Raw genomic sequence first — 13093 nt, 5'->3', positions numbered from 1 at the left:
CAGCACTCTACCGAAAGTTGTTCACCACTTGGCCGCCTCGCGGGGCCGTTCGCCCTATTGGCTCTGCTGCATCTGCGCGCGGTAACCCTCAGCGAGCTCCTTGAGGAACTGCCTGGTCTCCTGCCGCTCCAGCGCGGCTCCGCGCAGCCTGTCCCACGAGTCGACGAAGATGTTGAAGTCCTTGACGTCGTCGAGGTACAGCCCGCCCGCGGAGTGCTCGATGTAGACGAAGTCCCGGGTGCGGTCCGGGAAGCGCATGATCGTGAAGTCGTTGGGCACCGCGGCCAGCCGCGCGCCGAAGGGCAGCACGTGGACGTAGACCCGCGGGTGCCGCTCGAGCGAGAGCAGGTGCTCGACCTGGTCCAGCATCACCGCGGGCGCGGACCCGCCGGGCGCCCGGCGCAGCGCGCCTTCGCTGATGATGAACCGGTAGTACGGCGGCTGCTGCTGTTCGAACACGGCTTTGCGGTCGAGCCGGTTGCGCACCAGCGACGTCACGTCGGTGGCGCCGAACTCGGTGAACTGCTTGAGCATGTAGTGCTCGGACTGCAGCGGGCCGGGGATGCGCTCGCCGTGCCAGGTGAGGATCTCCGCGGCGGCGGGTTCCAGGTCCGTGAAGGTGCGGAACCAGTGCGGCACCACGGAGCGGTAGCCGGACCAGTGGCCGCGCTGCCCGGCGGCCGCACGCGCCAGGTTCATCAGCGTGTCGGCCTCTTCGCCGTTGATCCCGAACGCGTTCAGCATCGATCGCACATCCCCGAGCTTGACCCCGACGGCACCGGACTCGATCTTGTTGACCTTGCCCTGGGTGCAGCCGAGAACCTCGGCAACCTGCTGCTGTGTCATCCGCGCCGCGGTGCGGGCGTGCCGGAGCTCGTTCCCGAGCTGCTTCCGGCGCGAGGTGACGGTGCTGGCCATCGCCCTGCTCTCCCGGACCACTATCAAGCGATGACGGCCCGTATCCGGAGCCGTCATCACACGCGAACTATCGAACCCACCCAGGTTAGTGCTTGCCCTGCGGATCTCGATGATGACATCGCGCAGCGTTCCAGGAAATGTCGCGGAACGCCAGCCACCTGGGTTGTCACTCGCCTGGACCAGTGAAATTCCGAATTATTCCGCCAACCGGCGGAGCCGGGTCTCGGGCAGACTGGTGCGCGTGACCGATCGTTCTCCCGCCGCTGCCGCCGTCACCCGGCTGGCCGACCAGGTCCACGGGTACGTCCAGCCGGACGGCTCCTGGTACATCAACAACTGCGGGTTCGTCGCGGCCGGTGACCACACCGTGCTGATCGACACCTGCTCGACCGAGCGCCGCACGCGCGCGCTGCTCGCCGCCGTCGAGGACGCCACCGGCCGCCCGGTGACGACGCTGGTGAACACCCACCACCACGGCGACCACACCAACGGCAACTACCTGGTCGAGGGCGCCACGGTCATCGGGCACCGCAAGACCCGCGAGCTGATGGTCGCCGAGGGCATCCAGACGTTCGACGGCATCTTCACCGGCAACGACTGGGGCGAGCTGCGGTCGCGCCCGCCCGAGGTCGTGTTCGACGACCGGCTGACCGTGCACGCCGGCGACGTCACGATCGAGCTGATCCACCCCGGCCACGCGGCCCACACGACGAACGACGTGCTCGTCTGGCTGCCCGAGCAGCGCGTGCTCTACGCCGGTGACCTGGTGTTCAACGGCGGCAGCCCGTTCGCGCTGATGGGCTCGGTGGCCGGCTGGCGCAAGGCCCTCGACGTCATCCGCGAGCTGGAACCCGAAGTGATCCTGCCCGGCCACGGCCCGGCGTGCGGCCTGGACGTCGTGGACACAGTGGACGGCTACCTGGCCTTCGTCCAGCGGACGGCCGAGCGCGGGAAGGCCGCCGGGCTGGGGCCGCTGGAGCTGGCCAAGGACACCGACCTCGGCGAGTTCGCGTCGCTGACCGAGCAGGAGCGGCTGCCGGGCAACCTGCACCGGGCGTACGCCGAGCTGGACGGCGCCGAGTGGGGCGCGCAGATCGACCTCGTCGCGGCCGTGATGGACATGGTCGCGTTCAACGGCGAGCCGATCCGGTGTTTTTCCTGAACTGAGTGAGCTGCTCCTCCGTGGCCTTCCTTGAGCGCACGTTCGGACTAGGGTCTGAATCGAGAGAGTCTTCGGAAGGATGCGGATGAGCAAGAAGGCGAGCATCGGGGTCACCGGCCTGGCGGTCATGGGCCGCAACCTGGCCCGGAACCTGGCGCGGCACGGCCACACGGTGGCCCTGCACAACCGGTCCGAGGAGCGGACCCGCACGCTGGTGGACCAGTTCGGCGACGAGGGCGACTTCATCCCGGCGTACTCCGCGCAGGAGTTCGTCGACGCGCTGGAGCGGCCCCGGCAGGTCGTGATCATGGTCAAGGCGGGCGGCCCGACCGACGCCGTCATCGACGAGTTCGCGCCGCTGCTGGAAGACGGCGACGTGATCATCGACGCCGGCAACGCGCACTTCGCCGACACCCGACGTCGTGAGAAGGCCCTGCGCGAGCGCGGGCTGCACTTCGTCGGCAGCGGCGTCTCCGGCGGCGAAGAAGGCGCGCTGCACGGGCCGAGCATCATGCCCGGCGGCTCGAAGGAGTCCTACGAGTCCCTCGGCCCGCTGTTCGAGGACATCTCGGCGAAGGTCGACGGCGAGCCGTGCTGCACGCACATCGGTGCCGACGGCGCCGGCCACTTCGTGAAGATGGTGCACAACGGCATCGAGTACGCCGACATGCAGCTGATCGCGGAGTCGTTCGAACTGCTGCGCGGCGCTGGCGGCTACTCCCCCGCGGAGATCGCCGACGTGTTCCGGACCTGGAACACCGGCCGGCTCGACTCGTACCTGATCGAGATCACCGCCCAGGTGCTGGCGCACGTCGACAAGTCGTCCGGCAAGCCGTTCGTCGACGTCGTCGCGGACGCCGCCGAGCAGAAGGGCACCGGCCGCTGGACCGTGCAGATCGGCCTCGACCTGGGCGTCCCGATCTCGGGCATCGCCGAAGCCGTCTTCGCGCGTTCGCTGTCCGGCTCGACGTCGCTGCGCTCGGCCGCTCGCGGCCTGGGCGGCCCGGCGCGATCGCCGCTGACCGGCTCGTCGCTGGAGCGCTTCGCCGACGACGTCGAGCAGGCGCTGTACGCGTCGAAGGTCGTCGCGTACGCGCAGGGCTTCAACCAGATCCAGGCCGGCGCGACCGAGTACGGCTGGGACATCGACCTCGGCAAGGTCGCCTCGATCTGGCGCGGCGGCTGCATCATCCGCGCGAAGTTCCTCAACGACATCACCGCGGCCTACGCCGAAGAGCCGGGCCTGCCGACCCTGCTGACCTCCGGCGGCTTCCGCAAGGCCGTCGAGGACGCGCAGGACTCGTGGCGCTCGGTGATCTCGACGGCGGTCAAGCTGGGTATCCCGACGCCGGGCTTCTCGACGGCGCTGGCGTACTACGACGGCCTGCGCGCCGACCGCCTCCCGGCGGCCCTGGTGCAGGGCCAGCGCGACTTCTTCGGGGCGCACACGTACCGCCGCGTCGACCGCGACGGCTCGTTCCACACCGCGTGGGCCGAGGACGGCCGCCCGGAGTCAGACGCCTGAGTTCAAGTCCGTGAATGCCACATTGAGGGACGCTATGTCCCTCAATGTGGCATTCACGGACTTTCGGGGTGCCTGAGCGGGAAGACCCCCTGGTCCATCCCGATCAGAGCAGCGTCACCAAGGCCAGCGCGAGCAGTGCGGCCAGCACGAGCAGCGTCACTGGCCTCGCGCGGCGAGGATCTCCGTCAGGACTGCGACGATCTTCGCCTCCGCCTTGTCCTTCTTGATCCCCAGGCCGTCGAGCACCTGGAAGCCGACGCCTTCGCCCTGCTCCAGCAGCGCCAGCAGGATGTGCTCGGTGCCGATGTAGTTGTGCCCCAGCCGCAGCCCTTCGCGCAGGGTCAGTTCCAGGGCCTTCTTCCCGCCGGGGCTGAACGGCATCGGGCTGGGCACCTCGCCGGCCGGCTCGGGCAGCTGGGCTTCGGCCGTCTCCTGGACGGTCTCCAGCGTGACGCCCTGGGCGAGGATCGCGCCCGCCGCGAGCGCCGCGGGCTCGGTGAGCAGGCCCAGCACGAGGTGCACGGTGTCGATCGCCGGGCTGCGGTGGTCGATGGCCGCCTTCTGCGCGGCGACGATCACGTGCCGCGCGCGGTCGGTGTAGCGGCCGTAGACGCGCTCGATCGCGCCGGAGACGTCACCACCCGGGTCCACCTTCGGCACGAACCGCTTCTGCGCGGCCTGCTTGGTGACGCCCATGCTCTTGCCGATCTCGGTCCAGGACGCGCCGGAGCGGCGGGCCTGGTCGACGAAGTGGCCGATGAGGTGGTCGGCGACGTCGCCGAGGTGCTCGCCCATGTAGACGGCGTCGGAGAGCTGGGCGAGGGCGTCCTGGTCGTTGTTGCTCTTGATGGCGGTGATGAGGTCGTCGAGTTTGACGGAGTAGTCAGGCAGGTTCATGCCGTCAACTGTAGGTTGACGCACTGGGTGCGTCAACCACGAGTTGACGATCTCAGGCGACGCGCGCCTTCAGGTGCACCTTCAGGTCGAACCCGCTCGCTTCGAGGTCCGCGTACGCCGGGCGCGGGTCGGCGGTGAACAGCCGTCGCGCGGCGATGTGGTCCGCCGGGCGGTTCACCGACTCGACCGCGATGAGGACGTCGTCGCGGAAGGACAGCACCGAGAACTTGCCCGCCTCGCGATCACCCGCGACCACCGTCCGGTCGGCGCGGTCGAGGATCCCGGCGATCTGCAGCTTCGCGCCCGACTGGTCGGTCCAGAACCACGGCAGGCTCGCGTACGGCTCGTCGGTGCCGGTCAGCGCCGCGGCCACGCACCGGGCCTGGTCGACGGCGTTCTGCACCGACTCCAGCCGGGTCGCTGCGCCCGCCTGCACGCACGGGAAGTTCGCGCAGTCGCCGATCGCGAAGATCCGCGGGTCGGCCGTGCGCAGGTGCGCGTCGACGACCACGCCGTTCGCGATGTCCAGCCCGGCGGCCTCGGCGAGCGCGGTTTCCGGCACGACACCGACGGCGATCACGACGAGGTCGGCGGGCAGCCGCGTGCCGTCGGACAGCTCGACCTCACGCACCCGCGAGTCGCCGTGCAGCGCGGAAACCCCTTGGCCGAGCAGGACCGTGTGCCCGGCCTCGCGGTGCAGTTCGGCGAAGTACCCGGAGATCTCGGGCGACGCGACGCGGTTGAGCAGCCGGTCCTGCGCCTCGACGACCGTCACCGGCCGGCCGGCGTGGGACGCGAACTCGAGCCCGATGAAGCCACCGCCGACCACGACGACGTCCTGCGCGTCGGACAGCGACGCGCGGAGCCGGTCAGCGTCGTCGCGCGTGCGCAGGGCCAGCACGCCCGGCAGGTCCGCGCCGGGCACCGGCAAGGCCCGGTTGCGCGCGCCGGTGGCCAGGACGAGGTGGTCGTAGGCCAGCTCCTCGTCGTCGTCGAAGTGGACGCGGTTCGCGGCCCGGTCGATCGACTTGACGCGCGCGTCGACGAGTTCGATGCCCTTCTCGGCGAAGAAGTCCTCGCCGCGCAGGTGCAGCTGCTCGAGCCCGGCGGTCCCGGCCAGGTAGGCCTTCGACAGCGGCGGCCGCTGGTACGGCACGCCGGGTTCGTCCCCGACCAGCACGACCCGGCCGTCGAAGCCCCGGTCGCGCAGCGACGCCGCGGCCTGGAACCCGCTCTGCCCGGCGCCGACGACCAGAACCGTGCCCACTCCCTGCTCACCCATGGTTTCATCTGAGCACAACCCGCTCGGCTCGTCGAGGAGTCGATCAGTGGGGTTCGCCGCTGGTCCGCAGCGCGCGCGGGGCACCGAGGACCCGCGAGATCCCCCGCGCCGCCGCGCGCACCGCCGGGACCAGCGTTCTCGGGTCGGTGCCCTCCGCCGGCACGACCACCGAAATCGCCGCCGCCACCTCGTCGTCGGCGCCGAAGACCGGGGCCGCCACCGAGAGGGCGATCAGCTCGATCTGGCCGTCGCTGATGGCGTACCCGTTGCGCCGGACGTCCGCGAGCACGCGACGCAGCTCACCTTCCGAGCTGATCGTCTTGGGCGTGAACACCTTCAGCGGACTCTCGACGACCTCTGCCTGGACGTCGGCCGGCGCGTGCGCGAGCAGCACCTGCCCGACGCCGGTCGCGTGCGCCGGCAGCCGCCCGCCGACCCGAGTCAGGACGTTGACCGCGCCGCGGCCGGAGATGCGTTCGACGTAGACGACCTCCGGCCCGTCGAGCACCGCGAGCTGCACGTTCTGGTGCGTGGCCTCGTAAAGGTCCTCCAGGAACGGCATCGCGCTCTCGCGGAGTTCGGCCCCGTGCGGCGCGAGGGAGGCGACCTCCCACAGCCAAAGCCCGACGCGGTACGCCCCGGCGTCATCCCGGACGAGCGCACCACGCCGGGTCAGCTCCCCGGCCAGCCGATGCGTGGTGGACAACGGCAGTCCGACGCGGCGGCTCAGCTCGGACAGCGTGAGTTGCGGCCGCTCGGCGGAGAACGCGCCGAGCAGGTCGAGAACACGATCAACCACCGACGGCGGCCGCTGCGCGCTGTGTCGCACGTCAGAGGTCGTCGTCCGGGAGCAGTGGCCGCATGAACGATCGGCGGTACCGCACCACGCAACCGCTTTCCTCGCGGATCTTGTCCGCCTCGATGAAGTCCGGGTCGACGCCGAACAGCGTTCGGTACTGTTCGTACGCGGCGAAGCTCTCGAAGCTGAACAACGCGCGCGCTTCGTCGCTCGCGCCTTCCGACGGCAGGAAGTAGCCGTGGTGGACGCCGCCTTCTCGCTGTACCAACCGCATCCAGGCGGCGGCGAACCGTTCGAAGTCGGGCAGTTTCGCGGGGTCGATGACGTAGTCGACGACGCAGGTGATCATCAGTGGCCACCCCAGACGCGGTCGGCCGTCTTCACGATCAGCTCCAGCTTCCGCAGCTGGTCGTCCACGGTGAGGTCGTTGCCCTCCTCCGTCGAAGAGAACCCGCACTGTCCCGACAGGCAGAGCCGGTCGACGTCGACGTACCGCGACGCCTCCTCGATCCGCCGCACCAGGACGTCCGGGTCCTCCAGCTCCGGCCGTTTGGTGGTGACCAGGCCGAGCACGACCTTCTTGTCCTTCGGCACGAACCGCAGCGGCTCGAAACCACCGGAGCGTTCGTCGTCGTACTCCAGGAAGAACCCGTCGACGGCCAGCTCGCCGAACACGGCTTCCGCGACGAACTCGTAGCTCCCGGAAGCGGCCCACGAGGAGCGGAAGTTCCCGCGGCACAAGTGAGTTGTCACCGCCAGGTCGTCCGGCCGGCCCTCCAGCGCCGCGTTGATCGTCGCGATGTTGCGCAGGTGCTGGGTGTCCGGGTCACCGCCCATCCGCTGGACGAGCTCGCGCTGCGCCGGGTCGTTCAGGTACGCGAGGCTCGTGTCGTCGAGCTGCAGGTAGCGGCAGCCGAGACCGGCCATCGCGGTGACCTGCGCGGAGTACGCCGCGCTGAGGTCGGTGAAGAACTCTTCCAGCTCCGGGTAGACGGTCTCGCTGACCGCCGCCCGGCCGCCGCGGTAGTAGACCATGCTCGGCGACGGGATGGTCAGCTTCGGCGTCACGCCGGCGTCCACATGGGACTGCAGGAACCGGAAGTGGTCGGCGAAGATCGGCTCCTCGAGCCGGACCTTGCCGTCGACCTGCAGGCCCGGCGGGCTGAACTCGAGGTCGCCCGCCAGGTTGTGGAACTTGACGTGCAGCCGTTCGTCGCTCTTGGAGATGCCGCCGAGTGCGTAGATGAAGTCCATGTGCCACGAGGCCCGGCGGAACTCGCCGTCGGTGGCCGAGCTCAGCCCGGCCGCTCGCTGCATCTTGATCACGTCACGGATCGCGTCGTCTTCGACCGCGCGGAGCTGCTCCGCACCGATCTCACCGCTTTCGTGCCGCCGTCGCGCGTCGCGCAGCACCGGGGGCCGCAGGAGGCTCCCGACGTGATCGGCGCGAAACGGCGGGCCCACCTGGGAAATACCGCCCGATGTCATGCACCGATGGTCACACATCGCGGCCCGATCCGCCGCACCCCGGAAACACGATCATCACGGCGGCGTCTTGCTACCGTCATCCGAAGCGCGTTGGCTGGCACGGCGAAAAGGGGGCTGTTGATGACGAAACCCGAGGTCCACCCGGTAGACCAGGGCCTGCCCGCCGGCCGCTTGGCGCTGCTCGGCCTGCAGCACATGTCGATCATGTACGCCGGCGCCGTCGCGGTGCCGCTGATCGTCGGCAGCGCGCTCAAGCTCGACGCGGCGACGATCGGGCTGCTGGTGAACGCCGACCTGCTGGTCGCGGGCATCGCCACGCTGATCCAGTCGATCGGCATCGGGAAGCTCCTCGGCATCCGGCTGCCGGTGGTGGCGGGCGCGACGTTCAGCGTCGTCAACCCGATGATCCTCATCGCGTCGCAGTACGGCCTGCCCGCGGTCTACGGCGCCATGATGGCGTCCGGCGTGTTCGGACTGCTCATCGCGAAACCGTTCGCGAAGCTGATCCGGTTCTTCCCGCCGCTGGTCACCGGGACGCTGCTGCTCGTCATCGGCGTCTCGCTGCTCGGCCCGGGCGCCGGGCTGATCGCGGGCAACGACCCGACCGCGCCGGACTACGCGGCCCTGTCGCACATCCTGCTCGCGTTCGGCGTGCTCGCGCTGCTCGTGCTGTTCACGCGCGTGCTGCGCGGCTTCGCCAACCAGATCGGGCCACTGCTGGCCCTGGCGATCGGACTGGTCGTCGCGATCCCGCTGGGGCTGGTGCACTGGGACGGGCTGAGCGCGGCCGGCTGGTTCGGGCTCGCGGCGCCGTTCCACTTCGGCGCGCCGACGTTCCCGGTCGCCGCGGTCCTGTCGATGTGCGTGGTCATGCTGGTGACGTTCACCGAGTCGACGGCCGACATGATCGCCGTCGGCGAGATCACCGGGCGGCCGCCGACGGACTCCGACCTCGCCCGCGGCCTGGCCACCGACGGCTTCTCGGCCGTGCTCGGCGGCGTGATGAACTCCTTCCCCGACACGGCTTTCGCGCAGAACGTCGGGCTGGTGCGGATGACCGGCGTGCGCAGCCGCTGGGTGGTCGCGGTGACCGGCGGGATCCTGGTGCTGATGGGCCTGGTCCCGAAGATCGGCGCGTTCATCGCGGCGATCCCGCAGCCGGTGGTCGGCGGGGTCGCGGTGGTGATGTTCGCGATGGTCGCCGCGGTCGGCGCGCAGAACCTCCGCACGGTGGAGTTCTCCGGCAACCACAACACTTTCGTCGTGGCGGTGGCGCTGGGCGTCGGCCTGCTGCCGGCGTTCGCGCCGAAGATCTTCCAGCACTTCCCGGCCTGGCTGCAGACGATCGGCGGCAGCTCGATCACGGTGACGGCGGTGCTGGCCTTCGTGTTGAACCTGCTCTTCAACCACCTCGGCCGGCGCGAGGAACCTGGTAACCTCCCCGACGTCGGATAACCCAGAGTGCCCGGTCGGAGACACTGTGAAGTCAGAGGAGCCGGACGCGGTCACGTACGGCGGCTTGCTCGAGGACCTCAACCCGCTCGGCACCGGCGGCGGGTTCGAGTATTCCGTCGAAACCCTGCATGACCTGGCCGGACAGTGGCGGCAACTGGCCCAGGACTACCGGGACGACCGGCTCGACGCGGAGCGCATCGCGCAGACCGAGGGACCCGGGCTCGAATACGCGAGCCAGGGCAACGCCGAGCTGATCCAAGCATCCGGCCAGGCTTTGATGCAGTCGCTTTCAGCGCGCGCGAACCACTGCGACGCGATGGCCGACAAGTTCCTCGCGGCTCTCGGCAAATACGCCACAACCGAAGAACAACATGCTGCAGAGCTCGAGAAACCGGAAGGCCTCGCCTGATGCGCCGCGTTCTGCCCATCGCCGGCGTCGCGGTACTCATGCTCACCGGATGCACCGGTACCACTCGCGGCAACCCGCGGCCGTCGAGCGAATCACCAGGTCAGACCGCGACCCCGGACACCGCGGATCAGGTGCCCGGTCCCGGAGTACCGAAGGTCGAGACGCCGGTCGACCTCACGCGATTCCGCCAGTTTCCCTGCGAAGCACTCTCGGAGAGTCAAGCGGGAGAACTGATCGGACCCGAAGTGCAGACAAGGCCGGACCTCGAATCGCCGGCCGGACCCGCTTGCTCGTGGAATCCGCCCGATGCCAGCCGCCCGCTGGTCCGCGTGATTTTCGACAGGGCCGCTACGGCCGGCCTGACCAGCTTCTACAAGGACAAAAGCGTCAAGTACGCGCTGTTCACGCCGTTGCAGCCCATCAACGGCTATCCCGTTGTCGCGTATGGCGTCTACGACGCGAGGGACACCGAAGGCGTTTGTTCTGTCGCCGTCGGAACCAGTGATCAGGAGGTGTTCGACGTCGGCTTGACGCTGTCGCAAGCCAATGTCGGCAAGAAAGACCCGTGCGATGTAGCTCGCGAAGGGGCGATCAGAGCACTGACCACCATCCGAGGCACCAGCTGAGGCCTGCTCACAGGGTCTTGAGCAACCGTTCGACGAATTCGGCGCCGACGCCCGGCTCGACCGGGAGCCGGAACAGGACGCGTAGGTACAGCGGGGCCAGGACGTGGTCGAGGACGTCCTGCACCGACGGCACCGCCTCGCCGCGTGCGGCGGCCGCGTCGAGGGCCTGCTGCAGGTCGTCGCCGCGGGCCCGGAGGTACTCGATCGGCTCCCGTTCCGGGGCCATCGTCGCGACGAGCGCACGCAGCAGGATCTGGCCGTGCCGGTCGCGCATCGCGCGTTCGACACCGGCCGCCCAGCCCGTCAAGTCTCCGTGCAGCGAGCCGGTGTCCGGGATCGGCGACGTCTCGCGCAGGCGCGTCACGGCGGCGTCGAGGAGCAGGTTGTCGAGGTTGCCCCAGCGGCGGTAGATGCTGGTCGGGTTGACGCCCGCCCGCTCGGCGATCTTCGGGACCGTGGCGTCGGTCTCCCCCGCGGCGAGCAGCTCGACGACGGCGTCGTGCACCGCGTCGCGGACGCGGGCGCTGCGGCCGCCGGGTCGGGTCATGATCTCACTCTAAAGCAAAGGTACTTGCTTTAGCGAGTCGCGTCTGCGTACCTTTAAGGCAAATCGAATCGCCTTAAGGAGCGAGACCATGGCCCGCAAGATGACCCGTGAAGAGCGGGAAGCGTTCCTCGCCGAGCCGCGCGTCGGCGTGCTGAGCGTCGCCGCCGAACCCGGACGCGCGCCGCTGACCACGCCGATCTGGTACCGCTACGAGCCGGGCGGCGACGTCATGGTGATGACGTCACCCGGACTGCGCAAGACCCGGCTGATCGAGGAAGCCGGCCGGTTCGCGCTGTGCGTGCAGGAGCAGGACGGCGTCTACAAGTACGTCTCGGTCGAGGGCCCGGTCGTCAAGACGTGGCCGATGACCAAGGCGGAACGGCACGGGGTGGCGGCCCGCTACCTGCCGCCCGGCATGAGCGAGGCGTACACGGACGCGACCGACGCCAGCCACGGCAACAACATCGCCATCGTGATGCGCCCGGAACGCTGGAACACGTCCGACTTCAGCGACCTCGGCGAGCAGCTCGGCTGATCACCAGCAGATGATCAGGATGCACGTGACCTGGTGCGGCGGCGAAGTCGACGTCGTGGGCGGTGGCGGCGGCTGCTGACCACCGGCCGGGGTCGTCGTCGTGGCCGGGGCGGTCGTGGAGCCCGGCGCGCCGGCGGTCGGCACGGTGGTCGCCGTCGCGGATTCGGTGCTGCTCTCGGCGTCCGACGGCCGGCCCGGCACCTCGGTGACGGTGCCCTCGTGCGTGCCGGGGATGACGACGTCGCCGCCGGTGCCGCCGCCGACCCCGCCGTCGTTCGGCGAGTCCGTCGCCTGGCCCGCACCGCCGAGGCCGGTGGTGCGCTGCGGCATCGGGACGACCTGGATCTGGTCGACCGGCGCGGCGTCCTGGCGCACCTGACCGCTGCTGAACGCGACCAGCACCGCGGCGGCCCCGCAGCCGATGACGACGGCGAGCATCACCGCGACCACCCGCCACCGAGACTGCACCGGCCGGTCGCCCCAGCCCTCGCGCACGAGCAGCTCGGCGACCGATACCTCGTCGTTCACGGCCGTATTTTTACCGCACAAAGCACCCGAACGGGTGAGGTACCGGCAAAAATTCGTTACGTGCTGTGTGATCTGACGGTCAGTGACTATCCACAGGGGTTTCACAGCTGCGGTTGGGGAGAATCCCAGCATGCCCGGCGAAGCTGAAACCATGCTGCTGAAAGCCGAACCGCGGGTCCTCGACCTCGCGGGTCCGGCACGGCGCAACTGGCGGCAGTTCGTCCGGTTCATCCCGAACCCGCGAGCGACGCCGTTCACCTTCGGCTATCTCGTCCTCCTGCTCGGCACGACCCTGCTGCTGCGGTTCGCCGACACGGACCTGACCGACCGGCTCCTCCGGCTGTCCAGCACCGACGCCCACAACCTGTGGCGGCGGCCGCTGACCTCGCTGCTGACCAGCGCGCTCTGGCTGGCGGACGAAGGCTGGCTCGTCTACGTCCTCATCTTCGCGATCGCCGTCGCGCCACTGGAACGCCGGTTCGGCATCCGCCGCGTGGCCACCGTGTTCTTCTCCGGCCACGTGCTCGCCACGCTCGTCACCGAGCTGCCGGTGATGGCTTTGATCAGCGCGCACGTCCTGCCGAGCTCGGCCGGGCACTGGCTCGACATCGGCGTCAGCTACGGCTTCTTCACCACGGCCGGCGCCCTGGTTTTCCTGCTCCGCGGCCGCACCCGGCTCCTCGCGCTGGCCGCGATGGAGGCGTTCGTCGCGGTGATCTACCTCAGCGACGACCCCACGACCCTCGACTCGGTCGTCACGCTGCTCGGCCACGCCGTCGCCGCGCACTTCGGGCTGCTGTTCTGGGGCCCGCGGTTACGCCGCGCATCCGCAGGCCGGACGCGTATTCCGGCGGGTATGCACGGGCCGGAGTCGGTGGTGTAATCGACGGGCCACAGCCGAGCAGCATGGGGGACGGACGCA

Annotated in this window: 15 protein-coding genes; 7 read left to right on the top strand and 8 right to left on the bottom strand. The window is 69.7% G+C overall.

What is annotated here, in order from left to right:
* Nucleotides 1-54: 54 nt before the first annotated feature.
* On the bottom strand, nt 55-918 hold the full coding sequence (locus OG439_RS40805; protein ID WP_247060191.1) for a helix-turn-helix domain-containing protein: 864 nt from the start codon (nt 916-918) through the stop codon (nt 55-57).
* Between the two features lie 241 nt (nt 919-1159).
* Between OG439_RS40805 and OG439_RS40800 the strand changes: the two genes are divergently transcribed.
* Both OG439_RS40800 and gndA read left to right on the top strand, forming a co-directional pair.
* Nucleotides 1160-2080 (top strand): MBL fold metallo-hydrolase, encoded by a 921-nt coding sequence (locus OG439_RS40800; protein WP_326945814.1) that lies wholly within the window; start codon nt 1160-1162, stop codon nt 2078-2080.
* Nucleotides 2081-2165: 85 nt separating this feature from the next.
* Nucleotides 2166-3605: an NADP-dependent phosphogluconate dehydrogenase gene (gene gndA / locus OG439_RS40795; RefSeq protein ID WP_326945812.1), complete on the top strand. Its 1440-nt coding sequence runs from the start codon at nt 2166-2168 to the stop codon at nt 3603-3605.
* 156 nt (nt 3606-3761) lie between these two features.
* Here gndA and OG439_RS40790 read toward each other — a convergent pair whose 3' ends face one another.
* Genes OG439_RS40790 through OG439_RS40770 form a run of 5 tightly spaced genes read right to left on the bottom strand, consistent with a single transcriptional unit; the run spans nt 3762 to nt 8071 of the window.
* Nucleotides 3762-4502, bottom strand: a complete 741-nt coding sequence (locus OG439_RS40790; protein WP_326945811.1) for a Clp protease N-terminal domain-containing protein — start codon at nt 4500-4502, stop codon at nt 3762-3764.
* 52 nt (nt 4503-4554) lie between these two features.
* Entirely contained in the window at nt 4555-5769 is a 1215-nt protein-coding gene (locus tag OG439_RS40785) for an NAD(P)/FAD-dependent oxidoreductase (RefSeq protein ID WP_326951740.1), read from the bottom strand.
* Between the two features lie 58 nt (nt 5770-5827).
* On the bottom strand, nt 5828-6613 hold the full coding sequence (locus tag OG439_RS40780; RefSeq protein ID WP_326945810.1) for an IclR family transcriptional regulator: 786 nt from the start codon (nt 6611-6613) through the stop codon (nt 5828-5830).
* Between the two features lies 1 nt (nt 6614).
* Nucleotides 6615-6932, bottom strand: coding sequence for an NIPSNAP family protein (locus OG439_RS40775; protein WP_247060184.1), 318 nt, complete (start codon nt 6930-6932; stop codon nt 6615-6617).
* Complete coding sequence (locus OG439_RS40770; protein WP_326945809.1) at nt 6932-8071, bottom strand: 5-methyltetrahydropteroyltriglutamate--homocysteine S-methyltransferase; 1140 nt, start codon at nt 8069-8071, stop codon at nt 6932-6934. Before OG439_RS40770 ends, OG439_RS40775 begins: the two co-directional genes overlap by 1 nt.
* Nucleotides 8072-8191: 120 nt before the next feature.
* On the opposite strand from OG439_RS40770, the gene OG439_RS40765 reads away from it, so the two are divergent.
* Genes OG439_RS40765 through OG439_RS40755 form a run of 3 tightly spaced genes read left to right on the top strand, consistent with a single transcriptional unit; the run spans nt 8192 to nt 10561 of the window.
* Nucleotides 8192-9526, top strand: a complete 1335-nt coding sequence (locus tag OG439_RS40765) for a nucleobase:cation symporter-2 family protein (RefSeq protein ID WP_326945808.1) — start codon at nt 8192-8194, stop codon at nt 9524-9526.
* Nucleotides 9527-9551: 25 nt separating this feature from the next.
* Nucleotides 9552-9935: a hypothetical protein gene (locus OG439_RS40760; protein ID WP_326945807.1), complete on the top strand. Its 384-nt coding sequence runs from the start codon at nt 9552-9554 to the stop codon at nt 9933-9935.
* Entirely contained in the window at nt 9935-10561 is a 627-nt protein-coding gene (locus tag OG439_RS40755) for a DUF3558 domain-containing protein (RefSeq protein WP_326945806.1), read from the top strand. The genes OG439_RS40760 and OG439_RS40755 overlap by 1 nt, the downstream gene beginning before the upstream one ends.
* Nucleotides 10562-10568: 7 nt before the next feature.
* Here OG439_RS40755 and OG439_RS40750 read toward each other — a convergent pair whose 3' ends face one another.
* The gene (locus OG439_RS40750; protein ID WP_326945805.1) at nt 10569-11108 is read right to left on the bottom strand and encodes a TetR/AcrR family transcriptional regulator; all 540 of its coding nucleotides are present in this window, start codon (nt 11106-11108) and stop codon (nt 10569-10571) included.
* An 88-nt stretch (nt 11109-11196) separates the two neighbouring features.
* On the opposite strand from OG439_RS40750, the gene OG439_RS40745 reads away from it, so the two are divergent.
* Nucleotides 11197-11643: a pyridoxamine 5'-phosphate oxidase family protein gene (locus tag OG439_RS40745; protein ID WP_326945804.1), complete on the top strand. Its 447-nt coding sequence runs from the start codon at nt 11197-11199 to the stop codon at nt 11641-11643.
* Here the strand turns inward: OG439_RS40745 and OG439_RS40740 are convergent, their stop codons facing one another.
* A complete protein-coding gene (locus OG439_RS40740; protein WP_326945803.1) occupies nt 11644-12171 on the bottom strand; it encodes a hypothetical protein in 528 nt (175 codons plus the stop codon).
* Nucleotides 12172-12301: 130 nt separating this feature from the next.
* Here OG439_RS40740 and OG439_RS40735 point away from each other — a divergent pair, with 130 nt between their 5' ends.
* Complete coding sequence (locus tag OG439_RS40735) at nt 12302-13054, top strand: rhomboid-like protein (protein WP_326945802.1); 753 nt, start codon at nt 12302-12304, stop codon at nt 13052-13054.
* The last annotated feature ends 39 nt before the right edge of the window (nt 13055-13093 follow it).

The organism is Amycolatopsis sp. NBC_01307 (assembly GCF_035975215.1).
Taxonomy (GTDB): domain Bacteria; phylum Actinomycetota; class Actinomycetes; order Mycobacteriales; family Pseudonocardiaceae; genus Amycolatopsis.
Note: the sequence above shows the minus strand (reverse complement) of the source record. Positions and strands in the feature narration are given on the sequence as shown.

Coding starts and splice junctions, on each gene's coding strand:
- OG439_RS40805 (WP_247060191.1), bottom strand. CDS start 918: ATGGCCAGCACCGTCACCTCGCGCCGGAAGCAGCTCGGGAACGAGCTC.
- OG439_RS40735 (WP_326945802.1), top strand. CDS start 12,302: ATGCCCGGCGAAGCTGAAACCATGCTGCTGAAAGCCGAACCGCGGGTC.
- OG439_RS40750 (WP_326945805.1), bottom strand. CDS start 11,108: ATGACCCGACCCGGCGGCCGCAGCGCCCGCGTCCGCGACGCGGTGCAC.
- OG439_RS40775 (WP_247060184.1), bottom strand. CDS start 6,932: ATGATCACCTGCGTCGTCGACTACGTCATCGACCCCGCGAAACTGCCC.
- OG439_RS40770 (WP_326945809.1), bottom strand. CDS start 8,071: ATGACATCGGGCGGTATTTCCCAGGTGGGCCCGCCGTTTCGCGCCGAT.
- OG439_RS40745 (WP_326945804.1), top strand. CDS start 11,197: ATGGCCCGCAAGATGACCCGTGAAGAGCGGGAAGCGTTCCTCGCCGAG.
- gndA (WP_326945812.1), top strand. CDS start 2,166: ATGAGCAAGAAGGCGAGCATCGGGGTCACCGGCCTGGCGGTCATGGGC.
- OG439_RS40790 (WP_326945811.1), bottom strand. CDS start 4,502: ATGAACCTGCCTGACTACTCCGTCAAACTCGACGACCTCATCACCGCC.
- OG439_RS40755 (WP_326945806.1), top strand. CDS start 9,935: ATGCGCCGCGTTCTGCCCATCGCCGGCGTCGCGGTACTCATGCTCACC.
- OG439_RS40765 (WP_326945808.1), top strand. CDS start 8,192: ATGACGAAACCCGAGGTCCACCCGGTAGACCAGGGCCTGCCCGCCGGC.